The following is a 17,762-nucleotide window of genomic DNA, read 5'->3' as shown; positions in this document are numbered from 1 at the left end:
GCGCTTATTCAACTGGCGAACAGATAAGCCTCGACATCCATGCCGGCGTCGCGCATTTGCGCCAGTTTGTAGCGCAGGGTACGCGGGCTGATCCCCAGGCGTTCGGCCGCCTCCTTGCGACGACCGCGTTCGGCGCGCAGGGTGTCGATGATCATCTGGAATTCGCGACGACGCAGGTCGTCTCCCAAGGCGCCGGCCGACTCGCCCTCCACTTCCACCGCAGGCGCAAAGGCCGCTGCTGGTACTGGCGACAGAGCAGGCAATGGCGCGCAGGCCACCGGGCCGGCCAGGCAGAAATCCTCCGGTTGGATCAAGCCGCCCTGCTGCAGGATCAAGGCCCGCTGGATGGCGTTATCGAGCTCTCGGACATTTCCCGGCCATGGGTAGGCAATCAGGCAGGCCTGAGCCTGCGCTGATAGCCGCGCCGCCGCATGCTTCATTTTATTGACGTGTTTGTTCAGCAGACGCTCAGCCAGAGGCAGGATATCGGCGGTGCGCTCGCGCAACGGACGCCAGGCCAGCGGGAATACCGACAGGCGGTAATAGAGATCCTCACGAAACCGCCCCGCCGCCACTTCGCCGGCCAGGTCGCGGTTGGTGGTCGCCACCACGCGGATATCCAGGCTGATGGGCTTGCGCGCACCGACCCGTTCCACTTCCCGCTCCTGCAATACCCGCAGCAACTTGGCCTGCAAGCCCATCGGCATTTCGGAAATTTCATCGAGCAGGATCGTGCCGCCGTCGGCTTGTTCGAATTTACCGGCCTGAGCCGCGATGGCCCCCGTGAACGAGCCCTTTTCGTGACCGAACAGTGTCGCTTCGAGCATGTTGTCGGGAATCGCCGCGCAATTGATGGCAATGAACGGTTCGCTGGCGCGTCGGGACTGTTGATGGATATAGCGCGCCAGCACTTCCTTGCCCGTACCGGACTCGCCGGAAATCAACACGGTTGAGTCGCTGCGTGCCACCCGCGCGGCCAATTCCAGCAGTTGCGCACTGGCTGGTTCAAAGGCCACCGGGCCTTCGCCCTCGACCGCGAGGCTGCCCAAGGCATGACGCGCGACCAGGTCCAGCAGCGCTTTTGGCTCGAACGGCTTGACCAGGTAATCCGCGGCGCCCTGGCGCATGGCATCCACCGCTCGCTCGACGGCGCCGTGAGCGGTCATCAGCAAGACCGGCAGTTGCGGCTGACGGGCGCGCAACAGGCCGAGTAATTGATGGCCGTCCATGCCCGGCATATTGACGTCACTGACCACCAGGCTGAATGCTTCGCGCCCCACCGCCAGCAGCGCTTCTTCCGCCGAACCGACAGCGGCATAGTCGTGCCCGGCCAGCACCAGTGTATCGGCCAGCGCCTCGCGCAGGGCCCGGTCATCCTCAACCAGTAACACCTTGATCGCCATTGCTTTCACTCCACCACTGGCGCATTGGAAAACAGCGGCAAGCACACCGTCGCACAGGTGCCACGACCCAACCGCGAGCGCAGTTGCAATTCTCCCTGGTGGGCACGCGCCACAGCCTTGATCACGGTCAGGCCCAGGCCGGTGCCAGTGGTCTTGGTGGTGAAAAATGGCTCGCCCAAGCGCGCCAGCACGGCCGGCGCGATACCACTGCCGTTGTCGCTGACACACAGGCGCAAGGTGTGATCGCGTGTATATAAGTGCACTTTCAGCCGGACGTCCCCGCCGCTGGCCTGGATCGCGTTTTCGATGAGGTTCAACACCGCGCCCACCAACGTGTCGCGGTTACATAACACTTCGCCGACGTGGCTGTCGCACTGCCAACGGATCGGCAGCTCCTGTACATGGGTCAACGCCGCGGCCTGCAGTGATTGCAGCAAGGCCTTGGGGGTGACACGGTCGGTCAACGGCAGCTCGCCGCGAGCGAATACCAGCATGTCGCGCACCTGGTGCTCCAGTTCGTGCAGGCGTTCTTTCAAGCGTCCGGCGAACCGTTGCTGGGTTTCCATCGGCAATTGCTGTTCAGTCAGATGACTGGCATAGAGCAGCGCGGCAGAAAGCGGCGTACGAATCTGATGGGCCAGCGACGCCACCATCCGCCCCAGGGAAGAGAGGCGCTCATGGCGAGCCAGCTGGTCTTGCAAGTGACGGGTTTCAGTCAAGTCATTGAGCAGCACCAACTGCCCCGGCTCGGCATCCAGCGAGCGCGTCGAGATGGACAGGCGCCGACCGTCCTTGAGGGAGACCTCATGACCATCGTCTTCACGGGGCGCAAAGCAGCGGGCGATGACATGCCGCCACAGCTCGCCTTCCAACGGCAGGCCGAGCAACTCGCAGGCCGCGGGGTTGGCTTCGCGTACACGGCCGTGGGCGTCGATGACGATAACGCCACCGGGCAACAGATCGAGGAGATTTTGCAGACGATTAGCCAGGCGTTCCTTTTCCGCCAGCTCCTGCATGCGCTGGGCGCTGACCACGGCCAGCTCACCCTTGAGCTCGGTGACCCGGGCTTCGAGCAGGCTGTAGGAATCAGTCAGTTGGCTGGACATCTGGTTGAACAGCGAAAATGCCTGCTCAAGTCCAAGCCGGCTTGCCTGCTCGGCGGACGGCATGTGTTCCGGCTCGGGGACAGGAGACATCTGGGCGGCTAGGGTCATCGTGCTCTCTCGCTTGGCTGACCGTCAGTTAAACGGAACGTTGCGAGGGCTATAGCAATACCCGTGCCGAAAAAAAACCGCCTGAAAATCAGGCGGTTGGAAAACAGGCGTCAATCATCCGCCTGTTCATCTCCTTCGCGACGGCTCATGCCGTACTTGCGCATCTTCTCCACCAGGGTGGTGCGACGGATGCGCAGGCGTTCTGCCGCGCGGGCCACGATACCGTTGGCATCATCCAGCGCCTGCTGGATCAGCCCTTGCTCCAGGCCTCCCAGGTAATCCTTGAGATCCAGGCCTTCGGGCGGCAACAAGGCATTGGCGGTGAAATCCGGTGTGTGGCCGTTGATTGCCACCCGCTCCTCCAGATCGCTGCGCAGGCTGTCGACCATTTGCTCGTCTTCGTCGTCGACGTAGCGGAATTTCTTCGGCAGTTCGTTCACGCCGATCACCCCGTACGGGTGCATGATCGCCATGCGCTCCACCAGATTGGCCAGCTCACGGACGTTGCCCGGCCAGCCATGGCGGCACAGGGACATGATCGCCGCCGAGTTGAAACGAATCGAACCGCGCTTTTCGTGCTCCATGCGCGAGATCAGTTCGTTCATCAACAACGGAATGTCTTCGACGCGCTCGCGCAGTGGCGCCATTTCGATCGGGAAAACGTTGAGGCGGTAGTAGAGGTCTTCGCGGAAACTGCCAACCTCGATCATGCTCTCGAGGTTCTTGTGCGTAGCGGCAATGATTCGCACATCGACGCTCTGGGTCTTGTTGCTGCCCACGCGTTCGAAGGTGCGCTCCTGCAGGACCCGCAACAGCTTGACCTGCATCGGCAGCGGCATGTCGCCGATTTCGTCGAGAAACAGCGTACCGCCGTTGGCCAGTTCGAAACGCCCGGCGCGGCTGGTGATCGCGCCGGTAAAGGCGCCCTTCTCATGACCAAACAGCTCGCTCTCCAGCAACTCGGCCGGGATCGCGCCACAGTTGACTGGCACGAACGGCGCTTCGCGGCGCTTGGAGTGGTAATGCAGGTTGCGCGCAACCACTTCCTTGCCGGTGCCCGATTCGCCCAGGATCAGCACGCTGGCGTCGGTATCGGCGACCTGCTGCATCATCTGGCGCACGTGCTGGATCGCCCGGCTGGTGCCGACAAGGCTGCGGAACAGGTTGGGTTCACGATGCCTGCCGCGCTCACGGGCCTGGTCGTACATCTCGCGATAAACCTGCGCGCGATGCAGCGAATCAAGCAGCTTGCTGTAGCTGGGCGGCATTTCGAGCGTGGAAAGAACCCGGCGGCGCTGGTCTTCAGGCAAGTCAAGGGAAGAATTTTCGCCCATTAACAAAACCGGAAGGAACTCATCCCAGGTTGAGAGTGTCTTTAGCAAGCCCAAAAGCGTTGCAGGAGCATTTACGGTCCCGATAAGGACACAGATGACTTCACGACTGGACGACAATGAGCCGACAGCCTGCTGCCAGTCATGGCTTCCGCAGGGTAAATTTTCTTCGCCGAGAAAATTCAGGATCACCGCCAAGTCGCGGCGGCGGACGCTATCGTCATCGATCAGGAGAATTTTGGTTTCACGCCACATGCAATAGCAACTTCCCTAGTCAACCCAATGCCCGAAATTAGGGGGCAAGCTAGACGCTTGCAGACTTGTCATGCCTGTAGACGCCTTAAATCTGTAAACAGCTACTAGTTAAGTCAAAAAACCGCGCACAGTCAAATTTATGGCGCAACGGCTCGGATTAAGTGAGCATTAACCGAACAGATGGTAAACCTTTGCCGCGTTCTGTGCTTGATGGATCTGTTGCATCTCGTCGACGATCGCCTGACGCTCTCCTGTCGCCGCCTCCAGCAATTGCCGATACACCCCTAGCAACTCCTCAAGATTGATCCGCAACGCCGCCTCATCCACCTGGGACTCGCCCAGGACGTCTTCCATGCAGGAACGGCAAGCCAGGTCCAACTGACCGATGGCCTCCCAGTTTCGCTCGGCCAGGGCATCAACCAAGGCATCACGGGTTTGTTCGATTCGCTGCAGGACAAGACTCATGAGAGCACTCCTTAGAATTGCGGACCAGGCGCGGCAATGGCATCCCAGCCTTCCTTGACCGTGTGAAGCAGATCGGCGACTTCGTCGAGGATCTTCGCATCGGCCTTGACGTTGGCCTCGGCCAGACGTTTCATCATGTAAGCGTAAAGAGCGTCCAATTCAGCGACCGACTCGGCCCGATTTTCCAGGTCCAGGCCTTCACGCAAACCACCGACGATGCCGATGGCCTTGCTGATCAGAATGCCTCTGTTTGCAATATCCTTGCGCTCCAGCGCGCCCTTGGCTTGGGCGATACGATCCAGTCCGCCTTCCATGAGCATCTGCACAAGACGATGGGGACTCGCTTCGGAGGTTTGCGCTTGGGCGCCAATCTTCTGGTATTGGCGAAGGGCCAACATCGGATTCATGTTCTACCTCATCTAAAACTTCAGTTCGTATAAACAGCGTATCGACGCTGCGTCAAAAAACTTTAGGTCAAAAAGCCGAAAGCCCGGAACGCTGTCAAAACGTTGCCGGGCTTTTGCATCGGTCGAAAATCAGCTGTTCTTCTGCTGCGCCGTCATTGCTTCGAACATGGAAGTGATGTTGCTGGCGGTGGCCTTCAGCTTGCCGACCAGGGTGTCCATGTCGTTGTACTTTTTAGTCAGTACGGCGGTCAGGGTCTCGACCCGACGATCCAGAGCCTCCTGATCGTTCTTCAGGCGAGTCTGGGTCCTGTTCAGCGCCGTGGTCCGCTGATCGAGGATGCCACCTGTCTGGGTGAAGGGCTCGATCGCCTTACCCATGCGCTCCAGCAGGCCATTGCTGCCAGTGAACAACGTTTGCACTTCACCGCTGAGCTTTTTATCGTTCATCGCTGTGGTGAATTTGACGCTATCGAAGTTCAACGCACCCGTCTTCTGATCGGTGGTAATACCCAACTGGGCTAGCGAAGTCAGCTTGTCCCCGGCGCCGGTTTCAGACAAAGGCGTTCGAATCGCCGCCAGCAGCGAGCGAGGCAACGCATCGCCTGTCAATTTTGCCGAGACTGTCAGCTTCCCATCATCGTCGAGCGACGGCTTGGTCAGTGCGGTGATGCTATTGGCGATCGCGTTATAGGCATCGACAAATTTCTGGATCGAGGCTTTCAGGCCATCGTTGTTCGGCGCCACGGTAACAGTTGAAGTGCCCCCGCCTGCCACTCCGAGCAAATTCAACGTCAATCCGGAAATCGCCGTGCTGACCGTATTGCTCTTGCTGGTCAGCAGCATGCCATCGACGGTGAAGCTGGCATCCTGGGCCAGGGCACCGATGGCGCCCGCGGAAGTAGCCGTCAGCGCAGTATTGTTGGCACCCACAACGTTCGTCCCATCGATCTCCAGCCCGGCGATACCACTCACCGAGATGTCGGAACCTGCGCCGGTAGTGCTTGAACCCAGCACCAGGCGCGAACCGAAAGAGTCGGTGATGATGTTCGCACTGAAACCGGCAGCCTTGAGCGAAGTGTCGGCATTGATCGCGTCACGAACCGATTGCAGGGTCGAACCATCCGGCACATTGAGGTTGTAGTTGACACCGTTCTGCGCGATGGTCAGCGTGCCAGAGGGGATGGCACTGGTAGTACCACCGGCAAAAGCCGCCGTAGTGACTTTGGACGCAGTGGCCAGGCTTGTGACTTTGATCGCGTAAGTGCCATTCACCGCCGAGTTGCTGGCGGTAGCCGTGAGGACACCGGGGGAGGAAGATGTCGCAGCAAAACCCGAGAATTGCGGGGTCGTTGTGCTGGACAAGTCCTTCATCGCGGTATTGAAAGCCGCCAACAATGACTTCAGGGTTCCCACCCCGGAGATACTGTTGGTAGTCGTCGTCGTCGCTCGGGTGATCTGACCTTGCTTGGCGGCCTTGTCAGAATCGACCAACGCCTTGACTATCGCGGTGGTATCAAGGCCAGAGCCTAAACCCAAGCCAGGTAGAATTGGACTTGCCATGTGGGACTCCCTTCAGTATGTCGCCGGCCTTTTGACCCTTACAACGCCCAAAAGAACATAGCAACAAAATTCGTGCCAGTTGTCAGGCTTCGGCGCTGAACAACAAGCTGTTTGCATCATTCAAACTGTTGGCCAGTTTCAGAACTTCTTCGTTCGGGATCTGGCGAATCACTTCACCGGAACCACTGGCGATCACTTTGACCACTACTTTGCCTGAAGGCTCATCAATAGAGAACTCCAGGTTGCGCTTGACCGACTGAACGAACTTCTCGATTTCCTGAACGGCCTTCTTGAGTTTGTCCTGCTCGGCGGCAGCGTCTTTAGGAGCTTCCTTGACCGGAGTCACGGTAGCAACCTCGGCTTGAGGCTTCTCCACTGGCTTGTCGACCACTGTCGGTGCCGGCTTCGCCGCTGGATAAGACAAGTTCAGCTTCACGCTCATATCCATGTCCATCACCTCTTGAACGGAAAAAGCGAGAGAGCACGCAAGCGCACTCCCCGCTAAAACTCATCCGGCTATTACTGAAGCAGCTTCAGTACAGCGGATGGCAGTTGGTTGGCCTGGGCCAGAACCGAGGTAGACGCTTGCTGCAGAGTCTGCTGCTTGGTCAGTTGTGCAGTTTCAGCAGCGAAGTCGGTATCTTGTACACGACCCAGTGCAGCACTGGCGTTTTCGTTGATGTTCTGCAGGTTGGAGATGGTGCTGGCGAAACGGTTTTGTGCAGCACCGAGGTCGGCACGAGCGCTGTTGATGGTGTCGATCGCGCTGGTGATTGCATCCATGGCGGCCGAGAAGTTGGTTTCAGCAGTAGCACTGTCGGAACCAATGATGGTGATTGCCGAGTCAACACCCAGGCTTGCAGCGTCGAAACTGGCGCTCAAGGTCAGGGAGATCTGGTTGTCAGTACCGGTGTTCGAACCGACCTGGAAAGTCATGGTGCTGGCAGTACCGTCGAGCAGGTTCTTGCCGTTCAGGTTGGTGCTGTTGGCGATACGGGTCAGTTCGTCGCTCATCTGCGAGAACTCTTTGTTCAGAGCGACACGGTCGGTTGCGCTGTTGCTATCGTTACGGGACTGGATGGCCAGTTCACGCATACGTTGCAGAATGTTGGTCTGCTCCTGCATCGCGCCTTCAGCGGTCTGCGCCATGGAGATACCGTCGTTGGCGTTTTTGATCGCCATGGTCTGACCGCGAATTTGCGAGGTCATACGGGTAGCGATCTGCAGGCCGGCGGCGTCGTCTTTAGCGCTGTTGATTTTCAGGCCGGAAGACAGACGGGTCATCGAAGTGGAGAGAGCGTCGGAAGCCCGGTTCAGGTTCTTCTGAACGTTCAACGATGTGGTGTTGGTGTTTACTGTTAAAGCCATGACGAATTCCTCGTTGGTTGGGTACTGCGGCTTCCGGCCCTGGCAACCGCCGGGTGTGGCCTAGAGAACCTTCGTAATAGTTATCGTCGGATTGGGAACTTGCTTGAGGGCTTTTTTCAAAAAATTTGCTAGCAGACTGCCATCCCTTGCAAAACAAGGGTTTAGTCACTGGAAAAAGCCCGAAAAATGGCGTCAAGAAACCGCAGGACCAAAGTTGCGGGCAAAAAAAAGCGCCACAGGCCAACCTGAAGCGCTATTGGAAGAACGTGATTCGATCAATCGCGATACAGAATCGCCGAGCCCCACGACAGGCCCACACCGAAACCGCTGATCGCCACGCGCTTCCAGTCAGCATCCAGGACGTGCTTTTCCAGCAGCAGCGGAATGCTCGACGACACGGTATTGCCGGTCTCGACCATGTCCTTGATGAACTTCTCAGGCTCACCCTCGAAACGTCGCGCCACGGCATCCACAATCGCCGCGCTGCCCTGGTGGATGCAGAATGCGTCGATATCACTGGCTTGCAGTGACGATTCGTCCAGCAGTTCGTGCAAATGAGCGGGCACTTTCAACAGGGCGAAGTTGAAGACCTGGCGACCGTTCATGAAAAACACCCCGTCACTGACCTTCAGGTGTGGCGCGCCGGAACCATCGGTGCCGAACTTGGCCTTGCCCAACTGCCAGCTGGCGCCCTCGGCCATCCAAGTGGCGGTGGCGGCATCACCAAACAACATGGTGGTGTTACGGTCTTCAGGGTCGACGATTTTCGAATATGGGTCGGCGGTAACCAGCAATCCATTCTTCAGCCCTGCGGCCTCCATGAAGCCTTTCAGGGCATAGATGCCGTACACATAGCCCGAGCAGCCCAGCGATATATCGAACGCCGCCACATGGGTCGGCAACCCGAGCTTGTCCTGCACGATGGCAGCCGTGTGCGGCAGCCCCTCTTCATCACCGTTCTGGGTGACAACGATCAACGCGTCGATCGACTCGCGCGCAAGGCTTGGGTTGTTGGCGAACAGTGCATTCACTGCTTCGACACACAGGTCCGAGGTTTCCTGATCAGCGTCTTTGCGCGGCAGGAACGCCGAACCAATCTTGCCAAGGATGAATTCCTCATCCTTCTCGAATTTGGCACCCTGAGCGTAGTTATCCACACCAGCGGTCGGCACATAACTCGCTATGCTTTTTATGCCAATCATCATGGCTTCCCGATCATAAACTGCGACTAGGTTCACCCCCAAAAGCTCAGGGGCGCTTCAAAAATGGTTGATTTCCAAGGGCGGACGCCTTATTCGGCAAACGAACGGGCCTCCACTCCGGGGAATACAATACAGTGAAGATGCACTTTATGACCTATGCGTCACGCCGTTTTGTCCTGGAGGGGCATTTTTTCATGACAAACGAAGCTGCGTCATTTCCCGCAACGGCATTGGACACTGGACAGCAATCTTGAGGATGGCGAGGCAATTGGGCGAGAACGCCGGCAGGTTCAACCCGCCAGCGTCGATGGAATGCCTCGCAAGACGGGGTTATGCCAGCAAGTCGGTCCAGGGTACGTTGCGCACCGGCCCCAGGGTGAAGCCAGCGCCTTGCAATGCCAGGTTCGCGTTGTAGAAGCGATCCTGGGCGAGCGCCTCGGACCACTTCTCACGCAGCGCCGCACGCGCCTCTGGCGTACTCGCCAGCACGCCGGACTGGATCACCTGCACGTGTGGCGTCCATACCGTCAGGTAGCCGGCCTGGCCGACTCTGAGGCACAGATCCACGTCACCCAAGGCATCGTCGAACAAATCGCTGTCTATGCCGTCAGCAGCGTTGAACAGCTGTTTGGAAATCATCAAGCAGGCAAAAGACACCGCCGAACAATTCTGCTCGACGACCAACCGGTTCATGTAGCCTCTGGCGGTCTTCGGCTCGCCGACGAAGGCCGAGCCCACTTCGTCATTCAAGCCCAGGACCAGGCCGGCCTGGGTGATACGCCCATCGCGCTCGACCAGCTTGGCGCCGACCACACCGACTTCCGGACGCAAGGCCTGGTTGAGCAGCGATTCGATCCAGTTGACGTTGACCACTTCACTGTCGGCCGCCAGGGTAACCAGATACTCGCCCTTGGCCTCCTGGCTGGCAGCGTTGACCCAGGTGCCCGTCGCGACATTCGGTTCGATATCCAACAGCCGAACGCGACTGGCTTGGTGCCCCTGGCCATCAAGCCAGGTGCGCAGCACGGAATGGTTCGCTGTCCCGGTGGGGACCAATACTTCGTAACGCTGATATCGGGTGCGCTGCAGTACGCTGAGCAGGCAACGTTGTAGCGCCGGCAGATCGCCAATGCCATGGACGATGATCGACACCAGAGGGCGCTCGGCAAATCGGTAATCGATTTTGTGCGTGCCCGGCACGACCGCGCTCACGTCAGCCTGATAACCACGAACCGCCAAGTGACGCAGCAATGTCTTGCGCTCGTCGGCATTGTCTTCCACCGGCAGCGCCTGGCAAGTCAACAGAGGTTCATCCAGGTGGGCAAGCCCCTCCAGGCCGTCCTGCTCGATCAAACGTAACAGCAGGTCGAACTCCAACGCATTCTTGAACTCGCGCGAATAACCGCCGAGCTTTACCAACGTCTCTCGGCGTACCAGCCAATGACGGGCCATCAAGGCCGGGGCGCTTTGCAGCAAGTCAAGGTTGAACCCTGGCCGGAAGACGTCGGCCAGCGTCCCGTCAGGCTGGCGCTGGAACTCATCCATAGCCACGGCCTGGCACTGTGGCGCGGCCAGAAATTCCAACCCCGCGCGGAACAGGCCACCCGGCGTCAATTCATCGCCGGCCTCGGCCATGACCATCCAATCGCAATCGCTTTGGCTGACAACCTGATTGATTTTGTCGACGTAATTGCTTTCATTGACTTTGACGAAATGCAGGACCTGCTGCGGTGTGGTCTCGGCCGGCAGGTCCCCAGTAGTAAACACGACAATCTTGAACGCCCGGCAATAGCCATTGATCACGCTGTCGAAGGTTGCCTGCATCTTGAAGACGTCAGCGTCCAGATCCAGGAGCAAAATGCCAAATCTCGGGCCCCCGTTGCGAGCAGCCAGGTATTTGGACACTTTCTGGGCTTCACTGGCGCTCGGTTCACGCGCCTCGAGCCAGCGCAGCAATTGACCGGAGCGTGTGGTGTCGAAAAACCTCGCGGTATTTTCAAACGCCGCTGCCTTGAGCCGCTGTTCCCAGGCCTGGATCATTTGCACGTAGCGCTTGTCACCCTTGGCCTGCATGACCTCAAGCAGTTGTTTCACCAGATCCTGGTTGAAGGCATAGCTCAGGAAAGCCCTTGCTAGTTGTTCATCAAGCGGCTCGGCGCTGGTGTTGCGCTGAGGGCGAGACAGCTCCTTCTGCTTGAGCATGACCGCTTCCAGCTCCTTCAACTGTACCTGCCCGCTTGGCGCCGCATGAAGCAGGAATTCCAGCGCGGTGAGCACGTCAAAAAAAGCCTGGCTATAAAACGGCAACTCAACGTATTGCGTCGGTTCGAAACGACGAACCGGTTCGCCACGCCGCGAATCCCAGGTCGACTCGAACAGTTTCCCAGCCTGCGGCACCGAACGCTCGACCAGCTTCTTGAGTATGGTCCGGGCATGTTCCCACGCCAAAGCATCCGTGCTAAAGGCGTCGACCAGCATGGTGCTCATGCGCTCCTGTTCAGCGACTGCTCGCAAGTCCTCGGTACCAGGTGCCATGCCAACCGGGTTCCGTGGCTTCGCCACGCGACTGCGCTCGTGTACACCATAAGGAATGTCCAGCAAGCGAACCTTTGCATCCGTCACCAACCCAAAGCAATGGCCGGCCTCCTGCAACCGCGAATCAAAACCGACGGGCAACGAAGCGTAACTGCGCCGCAGGGTTTCAGTGCGCGTGAGTGCACTCACCAATGACGGGCAATCCTCGGCAAACACGGCCAGCCGGGCTTCGGCCGATGCGCCGGAATAATCTTCACAGCCCTTGCGGTCGAGCAGGTAATAGTCAACACGGTCGGCATGGGCCTCGAACGCCAGGCTGTAGCCTTGGCAGGCACCGTATTCAGCGTGTGCTTCGAGGAAACACAACGATTGCTCGAGCGCTTGGGGCAGCAGGAAACTTTCGGCATCGGCAATCGCCAGGTAAGGCGTGGCAACTCGCTCGACGGCCTGGCGAACTTTTTCGCCGAAACCTCCCGCTGTGGGCGCGTGCTGGTATTGCACGCCGGGGAATGCTGCCGTGATATCAGCATCGATCAGGCTCGATGAGTCGATCACCAGCACCGCAAACGAACTGTCGCGGTAGTAGCGCAACGCCCGCCGCAGGGCAGTCGACTGGTCGTGAGCGAGCAGCACCAGGGTAAACCGTTCATTCAACGGCGCAGTCGATCCTGTTGGGACATTGCTTTGCATATTCATTCCTTAACAAGTGGGTGGCCGCATCAGCGATACCGGAGGTTTCGCGGTTGAAACTCATCAATCCGGTAGCCAACCATTGGCCCAGTACTGCAGGTTATCGCCGCGCAAGATAAAGTCGCGCAGCACCACTTCACGTAATTCGTCGCCCATCCGGTAGCTGGCAATCGGATCCGCCAGGTGCATCCGGATTGCCTCCAGCCATTCTTCGGCGCTGTTGGTGAGGATCCGGGTGCAAGGCAGGTGTCCCCGATAAGCTTCGGTATCCGAACAGATGACCGGATAGCCGCACGCACCGTATTCCAACAGGCGAAGGTTGCTTTTGCAGTCGTTGAAAATATGGAATTCCAACGGCGCCAAGGCCAAGTCGAGATTCAGGCTGGCAAGTTTTGCCGGATAAAGCGCCAGGCTCACGCCAGGATGGAACTCATGGATATAGGGCTTGAGCAAATCGGGGCACATGCCAAAGAAAACCCATTCGACTTCGTCGGCCAGTTCCCGAACCACATCGGCAATGAGCTCCAGGTCGCCACGGTGGCTGGTGCCGCCCCCCCAACCGATACGCGGCTTGCTGGAGGTTGCACGCTGGCTTCTGAGCTGATTCCACAGGCCGGCAGCCAGCATGTTGGGCACCACGCGGATGTCGTGGTGCATGCTCGACAAAGCGTCTGCCAATGGATGGGTGGACACCACCACCCGATCACACAGGCCGATCCCCTGTCGCAGCAAGTCCTCAAGGTTGTCCGGCATATTGCGGCGATGTTCGTTTTTCTCCGGGACCCTGGCGATGTAGTCATCCAATTCGTAGATGCGCATGGCGTTGGAGTAAGTCTTGACTTGAGCGATGTCCTTGAACTTACCCACGTTATAGCGACCTTGAAGCACGATCACATCCGGCGACTGGCGCTCGATGTCGATGATCGAAGGTGTATCGTAGGCAACACGCCCCACGATTCGCCCGGCCGCTTCCAGTTCGAACAACGGTTGGCTGACCCGGTAATGCCCCACTGCCGAGGTATTGACCGCCAGCCCCAGAATCGAAGGTACGTTGCGGGTGATCAACGGATTCCATCCGGTGCGTGGGCCGGGCTCAAGACTGAAGCTTTTCCCGGTCAGGGTCAGGTTACGGTTGTAGGCAGGATCGTTGGCGATCCTGGGCAACCAGCGCTGATAGAACGCCTCTTGCTCATGCTCCAGCCGCTCTTTCCACGAAGGATCACGACTCGCTTCCATACCGGACGCCAGCACGACATCACTGTAAGGTGTGGTGACGATCAGATAACCGTTTTTTCCCACCTGCAGGCATAACTCCAGAGAGTTGATGCGCTGCGTGGTGATCGACTCATCGAACCCACCGGCCTCCTCCAGAACCTGCTTGCGCACCAACAGGCAGTGATCGCCGACAGCACTCCAGTTCTGCACCGTCTGCAAGCGTTGCATATAGCCGCCAGACGTTACTGATTCGTTGACGAAGGCCCTGCCGGCCAACCCACCCAGCCCCATGATCATGCCGGAGTCGATGACCCGGCCTTGCTGGTTAAGTGTACGAGGCCCCACGATACCGACCTCGGGACGTTGTCCTTGATTGAGCAACTCACCCAGCCAGGCAGCTTCCAGCACAATGCAATTGGGGTTGAGCAATAGCAGGTATTCGCCGCGGGCCTGTTGTGCTGCGAAATTGCGGATGACGGCTTCGCTGCCGCTTCCCGAGTGCAAAAATATTCGCAACTTTTCGCTGCCCAGCTCGGCCATGGCTCGCAACCAATGCTGCAGCTCGGCGTTTTCACTGGCGTTATCGACAATGATGATTTCGTAGTGCGGATACGCGGTCGTACTGATCAGGCTGTTGACGCAACGCTCCAGCGCGCTCAGGTCATCCTTGACGCTGATGATGATCGACACCAGTGGTCGCTCGGCGAATAGGTATTCGATACGCGGGATCAACGCCAGGAGCGGCCCTGGGTGAAGCCGGTGCGGCACGCCGATACGCTGTAGATGAGCGCCGATCAGCTGGGCGTTTTGCTCGACGACCTCAGGTAATGACAGCCATTGGGCAAACGAAAACGTCGACTCGACCTGGACTTCCGGAATATGACCAATGACCTGCGGCCCATCCGTTTCCACCAGTCGCCAGATCAAGTCATGGGGCGCCAATTCGCCCAGGCTCGAATCGAATCCACCCGAGGCCAGGAATCGCGCACGCTCGAAAGCCAGTGTCCGACCGACATAGGGATAACCGCGCATCAGGTCGAGATTGAAGTCGGGCTTGAAGATCGGCTCCACCGACTTGTCATCCACCAGCGCACCTTCATCGCTGTAGAGACAGGCAGCAGCTGGCGAGCTGACAATCCGGTCGGCCATGATCAGCAGTGCCGACTCCGTCAAGCGATCGCCGGCACGCAGCAGGTAGAACCAATCGGCGCCGTCCAGTTGAGGCAACAGCCCGTTGAGCTGCTGCGCCCAGTCCGCTTGCAGGCCAAGGCGCAGGACATGGTTATCCACAGCCTGGCGACCGTTGGAGAGCAGCAGCACTGATTCGCAGGCATAGGCTTGGGCAGCAATACTCTGCAGGGTAATGCCCAATGCATAAGGATTGTCCTGCTCATCGATGATGATGGGGATGATCATCGGACGATAGGCCCAGCGGGCAATCTGCCGGGACAAGACTTGCTTGCGCAATGGACTGAAACGTCGACACGTCAACCACTGCGCATAGAGGTCTGCGTAGCTTTCGATATCAGTGCCGACTTGCGAGCCGATGACGCCCTGACGAGTCGCAATGACCGAGTAGACGTTGATTTCTTCCCACTCGGGCGCCCCTGGCTCCTTGGGCTGCCCCAACGACTGGTAACGCACCCAGCCGCTGGCTGGTGCCGGCTCGCCGCTGCGCTGGGCCAGCATTTCCTTGAGCCATGTCAGTTCCACCGTGGCCGTCTCAACCATCTTGAACTGAAGCCCCAGGCGCTCTGGATGCAACCGCTGGCCGCTTCCCTCGGCGTAAAGCTGGACCAGATTACCCCGGCGCAACAGGCAGATGAACAAGGCAAAATCGAGGACTGCCTCGAAGCCTTCGCCGGGCAGCGCCAACGCTGGCAGCAAGGCCTCGACATCTGCGCGGCGCATCAGTGCGCCACTCAAACCGCCGAGAATATTGCGGGTGGTTTTTTCGAAGTACGCCAGCATGTCGCTGCCGTTGAACAGCGCATCGAATTGCGTGATGCCCGTGTTTTCAACACGGACCGGCAAGGCGTAGTTGTCTGCATCGATTAAATGATGTTTGTTGATCACCAGCGATACTTGGGCATGCTCCTGCAGGATGGCCGCCTGTTGACTGACACAGAACGCCAGCAGCTGGTCGTCATCGCACAGGAACTTGATGAACTCGCCCCAGGACTCTTCAAGACAGCGCAGCAGGTTCTGCTGGAAGCCCAGCCGGGTCGGGTTGCTCAGGTAGCGCATCGCAACCTTGGAGCCCGCGCCAAGTTCCTGGACGATCTGCTCGATTTCATCGGTGCGGCAATCGTCGCAGATGACAATCTCAAGGTTCTCGTAGGTCTGCTCGAGCGCGCTTTGCAAGGCGAGGCGGAAAAAGCGTGGGTTGAACGCGGGGATGGCGATGCTGACAAGAGGAGCTGATTTCACACGCTTGGCTCTCAACCGGTGGGCGCCAACTCAGGCGAGAGCAGGACGTCCTGAATCGTATAAAGGAACGGGTCAGGGACCGCTTATAACGTCACGGTCCCGGCCCTGGATCACACTTTGTTGAACAGGCCCAATTGAGCGATCTTGCTGAACGCTAACTGCGACGCTTGAAGCATAGTCTGCTGCAAGGTCAGGCGCGTCATCACCTCGGCCGCGTCGGAATCACGAATCGCCGACTGGGTCTGCGTGTTAGCCAGGACAAAGCTCTGATTGGTATCGCTCTGGGTATCGAGCGACTGGCCGCGACCGCCGACCGAACTCAATGCACTGGTCAACTGGTCAGTGCCGCTGGCCAGGTTACCGATAGCCGAAGCCAGTGACGCATTCAGTTTCTGGATGGCGATGTTGTCGCCATCGGTCGGCGTGTTCAAAGCAGTCCGCAACTGGTTCACGGTGTCCAGTACGTTCTGCGTCTCGTGGGTATTGACCGCGATGCTGAACTGGTCGTTGGCGGCCACGGCACCATTGAGCGTGAAACTCACACCTGATGCGGTGGCGACGTTACCCGCCAGGGTGCCGCTGGACACCGGCTTGCTGTCAGCGTTCAGTGGCGCGGCGTACAGGTCGAAGTCCGTGGCACTGGTAAACTTCAGCACCGCCGCCCCCGTCGGGAAACTGGCGTGGTAGGCCACTGGATCGGTGATCTGGCTACCGGTGATCTGAGTCGCGGTGGTGTTGCCCGGGCTGCGGGCCGGAGTGAACGTATCGGGTTTGGCGGCCAGGGTGAAGGTATGGCCTGGCAACACCGTGCCGGCAACGTCGCCCGCTTGAAGATTGACGTTCAAGGTCAAGTCGACGCCGCGAAAGCTCACAGTCTGCCCGATCTGGTTATTCGGCTCGATGACACCGCCCTTGCTGGCTTCGGCGGTCACATCATTGCCGCCCGAATCGGTGATTTTCAACTGGGTGCCGCTGACAAATTCCACTGTGTACGGCTCGCCACTGCGGAACTGGCTGTTGTAGGTCACGCTGGACGACACTTGGCCGTTGGTCAACACCACGCGACCATCATCCACCGCCGGCGCGGTCATGGTGACCTGGCTGCGACTGGTGTTGACGGCTTGCTGGAACACTTCCCAGCCAGTGCTGTTGGTGGCCATCGACATGGTGTCGCCGATCGGCAGGTCCAGGGTCACCTGGTCGCCGTTGTAACTGTAGGTACCATCGTCGTTGCGGGTGAACGGTACGACATCACCCTTGGAACCGGAAAAGATGTATTTGCCGTTTTCATCCTTCGTGTTCATCAGGCTCAGCAACTGATCTTCGATCGACCCCAATTCCGAGGCAACGGCTTTACGGTCCGCGTCGGTGTAGGCGGCGTTGCCGGCACTGACGGCCAATTCCTTGGCGCGCTGCAGCACGTTGCCGATGCTGGTCATGACCGCTTCGGTCGTGCCCAGGGTCGCCTTGATGGTGGTGACGTTGGCTTCATATTGGGAAAGCATCGAAGCCTGGTTGCCCAACTGCAACAGACGCGAAGCGCCCACCGGATCATCGGCGGCGGTGTTCACACGTACCAGGCTGCTGGCTTCTTCGCTGGTCTTGACCACCTTGGCGAAGTTTTTCTGGTAGTTCGCAGCCGTGCTTTCGTAAAACTGAGAAGTAGAAATGCGCATGGGCTACGGCT

General features: G+C 58.8%; 12 protein-coding genes. All 12 read right to left on the bottom strand.

The genetic code is table 11. The annotated features are described in order from the left end of the window. Nucleotides 1-8: 8 nt before the first annotated feature. Nucleotides 9-1,403 (bottom strand): sigma-54-dependent response regulator transcription factor FleR, encoded by a 1,395-nt coding sequence (gene fleR / locus KI235_RS08095; protein WP_028236946.1) that lies wholly within the window; start codon nucleotides 1,401-1,403, stop codon nucleotides 9-11. Nucleotides 1,404-1,408: 5 nt separating this feature from the next. After that, complete coding sequence (locus KI235_RS08090; RefSeq protein ID WP_196233445.1) at nucleotides 1,409-2,599, bottom strand: ATP-binding protein; 1,191 nt, start codon at nucleotides 2,597-2,599, stop codon at nucleotides 1,409-1,411. Between the two features lie 128 nt (nucleotides 2,600-2,727). Further along, entirely contained in the window at nucleotides 2,728-4,203 is a 1,476-nt protein-coding gene (locus KI235_RS08085; RefSeq protein WP_003199076.1) for a sigma-54 dependent transcriptional regulator, read from the bottom strand. A 168-nt stretch (nucleotides 4,204-4,371) separates the two neighbouring features. Continuing rightward, entirely contained in the window at nucleotides 4,372-4,668 is a 297-nt protein-coding gene (locus KI235_RS08080; RefSeq protein ID WP_003199075.1) for a hypothetical protein, read from the bottom strand. Nucleotides 4,669-4,679: 11 nt separating this feature from the next. Further along, complete coding sequence (fliS, locus tag KI235_RS08075; RefSeq protein WP_003199073.1) at nucleotides 4,680-5,075, bottom strand: flagellar export chaperone FliS; 396 nt, start codon at nucleotides 5,073-5,075, stop codon at nucleotides 4,680-4,682. Nucleotides 5,076-5,204: 129 nt separating this feature from the next. Further along, nucleotides 5,205-6,635, bottom strand: coding sequence for a flagellar filament capping protein FliD (gene fliD / locus KI235_RS08070; RefSeq protein ID WP_003199072.1), 1,431 nt, complete (start codon nucleotides 6,633-6,635; stop codon nucleotides 5,205-5,207). 82 nt (nucleotides 6,636-6,717) lie between these two features. Then, on the bottom strand, nucleotides 6,718-7,083 hold the full coding sequence (locus KI235_RS08065; RefSeq protein ID WP_003199070.1) for a flagellar protein FlaG: 366 nt from the start codon (nucleotides 7,081-7,083) through the stop codon (nucleotides 6,718-6,720). A 71-nt stretch (nucleotides 7,084-7,154) separates the two neighbouring features. Further along, complete coding sequence (locus KI235_RS08060; protein WP_003199067.1) at nucleotides 7,155-8,003, bottom strand: flagellin domain-containing protein; 849 nt, start codon at nucleotides 8,001-8,003, stop codon at nucleotides 7,155-7,157. Between the two features lie 275 nt (nucleotides 8,004-8,278). Continuing rightward, a complete protein-coding gene (locus KI235_RS08055; protein ID WP_003199065.1) occupies nucleotides 8,279-9,205 on the bottom strand; it encodes a ketoacyl-ACP synthase III in 927 nt (308 codons plus the stop codon). Nucleotides 9,206-9,535: 330 nt separating this feature from the next. Next, nucleotides 9,536-12,430, bottom strand: a complete 2,895-nt coding sequence (locus KI235_RS08050; RefSeq protein ID WP_033063694.1) for a TIGR00180 family glycosyltransferase — start codon at nucleotides 12,428-12,430, stop codon at nucleotides 9,536-9,538. A gap of 63 nt (nucleotides 12,431-12,493) precedes the next feature. Further along, nucleotides 12,494-16,075 (bottom strand): glycosyltransferase, encoded by a 3,582-nt coding sequence (locus KI235_RS08045; RefSeq protein WP_212795636.1) that lies wholly within the window; start codon nucleotides 16,073-16,075, stop codon nucleotides 12,494-12,496. 110 nt (nucleotides 16,076-16,185) lie between these two features. Next, nucleotides 16,186-17,751, bottom strand: a complete 1,566-nt coding sequence (locus tag KI235_RS08040) for a flagellar hook-associated protein 3 (RefSeq protein WP_003199059.1) — start codon at nucleotides 17,749-17,751, stop codon at nucleotides 16,186-16,188. Between the last annotated feature and the right edge of the window lie 11 nt (nucleotides 17,752-17,762).

Source organism: Pseudomonas sp. St386, from assembly GCF_018325865.1.
Classification (GTDB): domain Bacteria; phylum Pseudomonadota; class Gammaproteobacteria; order Pseudomonadales; family Pseudomonadaceae; genus Aquipseudomonas; species Aquipseudomonas brassicacearum.
This window is presented reverse-complemented; position numbering and strand designations above follow the sequence as displayed.

Bases quoted from the DNA above. Each gene is read 5' to 3' on its own strand.
- fleR (WP_028236946.1), bottom strand. From the start codon at position 1,403: ATGGCGATCAAGGTGTTACTGGTTGAGGATGACCGGGCCCTGCGCGAG.
- KI235_RS08090 (WP_196233445.1), bottom strand. From the start codon at position 2,599: ATGTCTCCTGTCCCCGAGCCGGAACACATGCCGTCCGCCGAGCAGGCA.
- KI235_RS08085 (WP_003199076.1), bottom strand. From the start codon at position 4,203: ATGTGGCGTGAAACCAAAATTCTCCTGATCGATGACGATAGCGTCCGC.
- KI235_RS08080 (WP_003199075.1), bottom strand. From the start codon at position 4,668: ATGAGTCTTGTCCTGCAGCGAATCGAACAAACCCGTGATGCCTTGGTT.
- fliS (WP_003199073.1), bottom strand. From the start codon at position 5,075: ATGAATCCGATGTTGGCCCTTCGCCAATACCAGAAGATTGGCGCCCAA.
- fliD (WP_003199072.1), bottom strand. From the start codon at position 6,635: ATGGCAAGTCCAATTCTACCTGGCTTGGGTTTAGGCTCTGGCCTTGAT.
- KI235_RS08065 (WP_003199070.1), bottom strand. From the start codon at position 7,083: ATGGATATGAGCGTGAAGCTGAACTTGTCTTATCCAGCGGCGAAGCCG.
- KI235_RS08060 (WP_003199067.1), bottom strand. From the start codon at position 8,003: ATGGCTTTAACAGTAAACACCAACACCACATCGTTGAACGTTCAGAAG.
- KI235_RS08055 (WP_003199065.1), bottom strand. From the start codon at position 9,205: ATGATTGGCATAAAAAGCATAGCGAGTTATGTGCCGACCGCTGGTGTG.
- KI235_RS08050 (WP_033063694.1), bottom strand. From the start codon at position 12,430: ATGCAAAGCAATGTCCCAACAGGATCGACTGCGCCGTTGAATGAACGG.
- KI235_RS08040 (WP_003199059.1), bottom strand. From the start codon at position 17,751: ATGCGCATTTCTACTTCTCAGTTTTACGAAAGCACGGCTGCGAACTAC.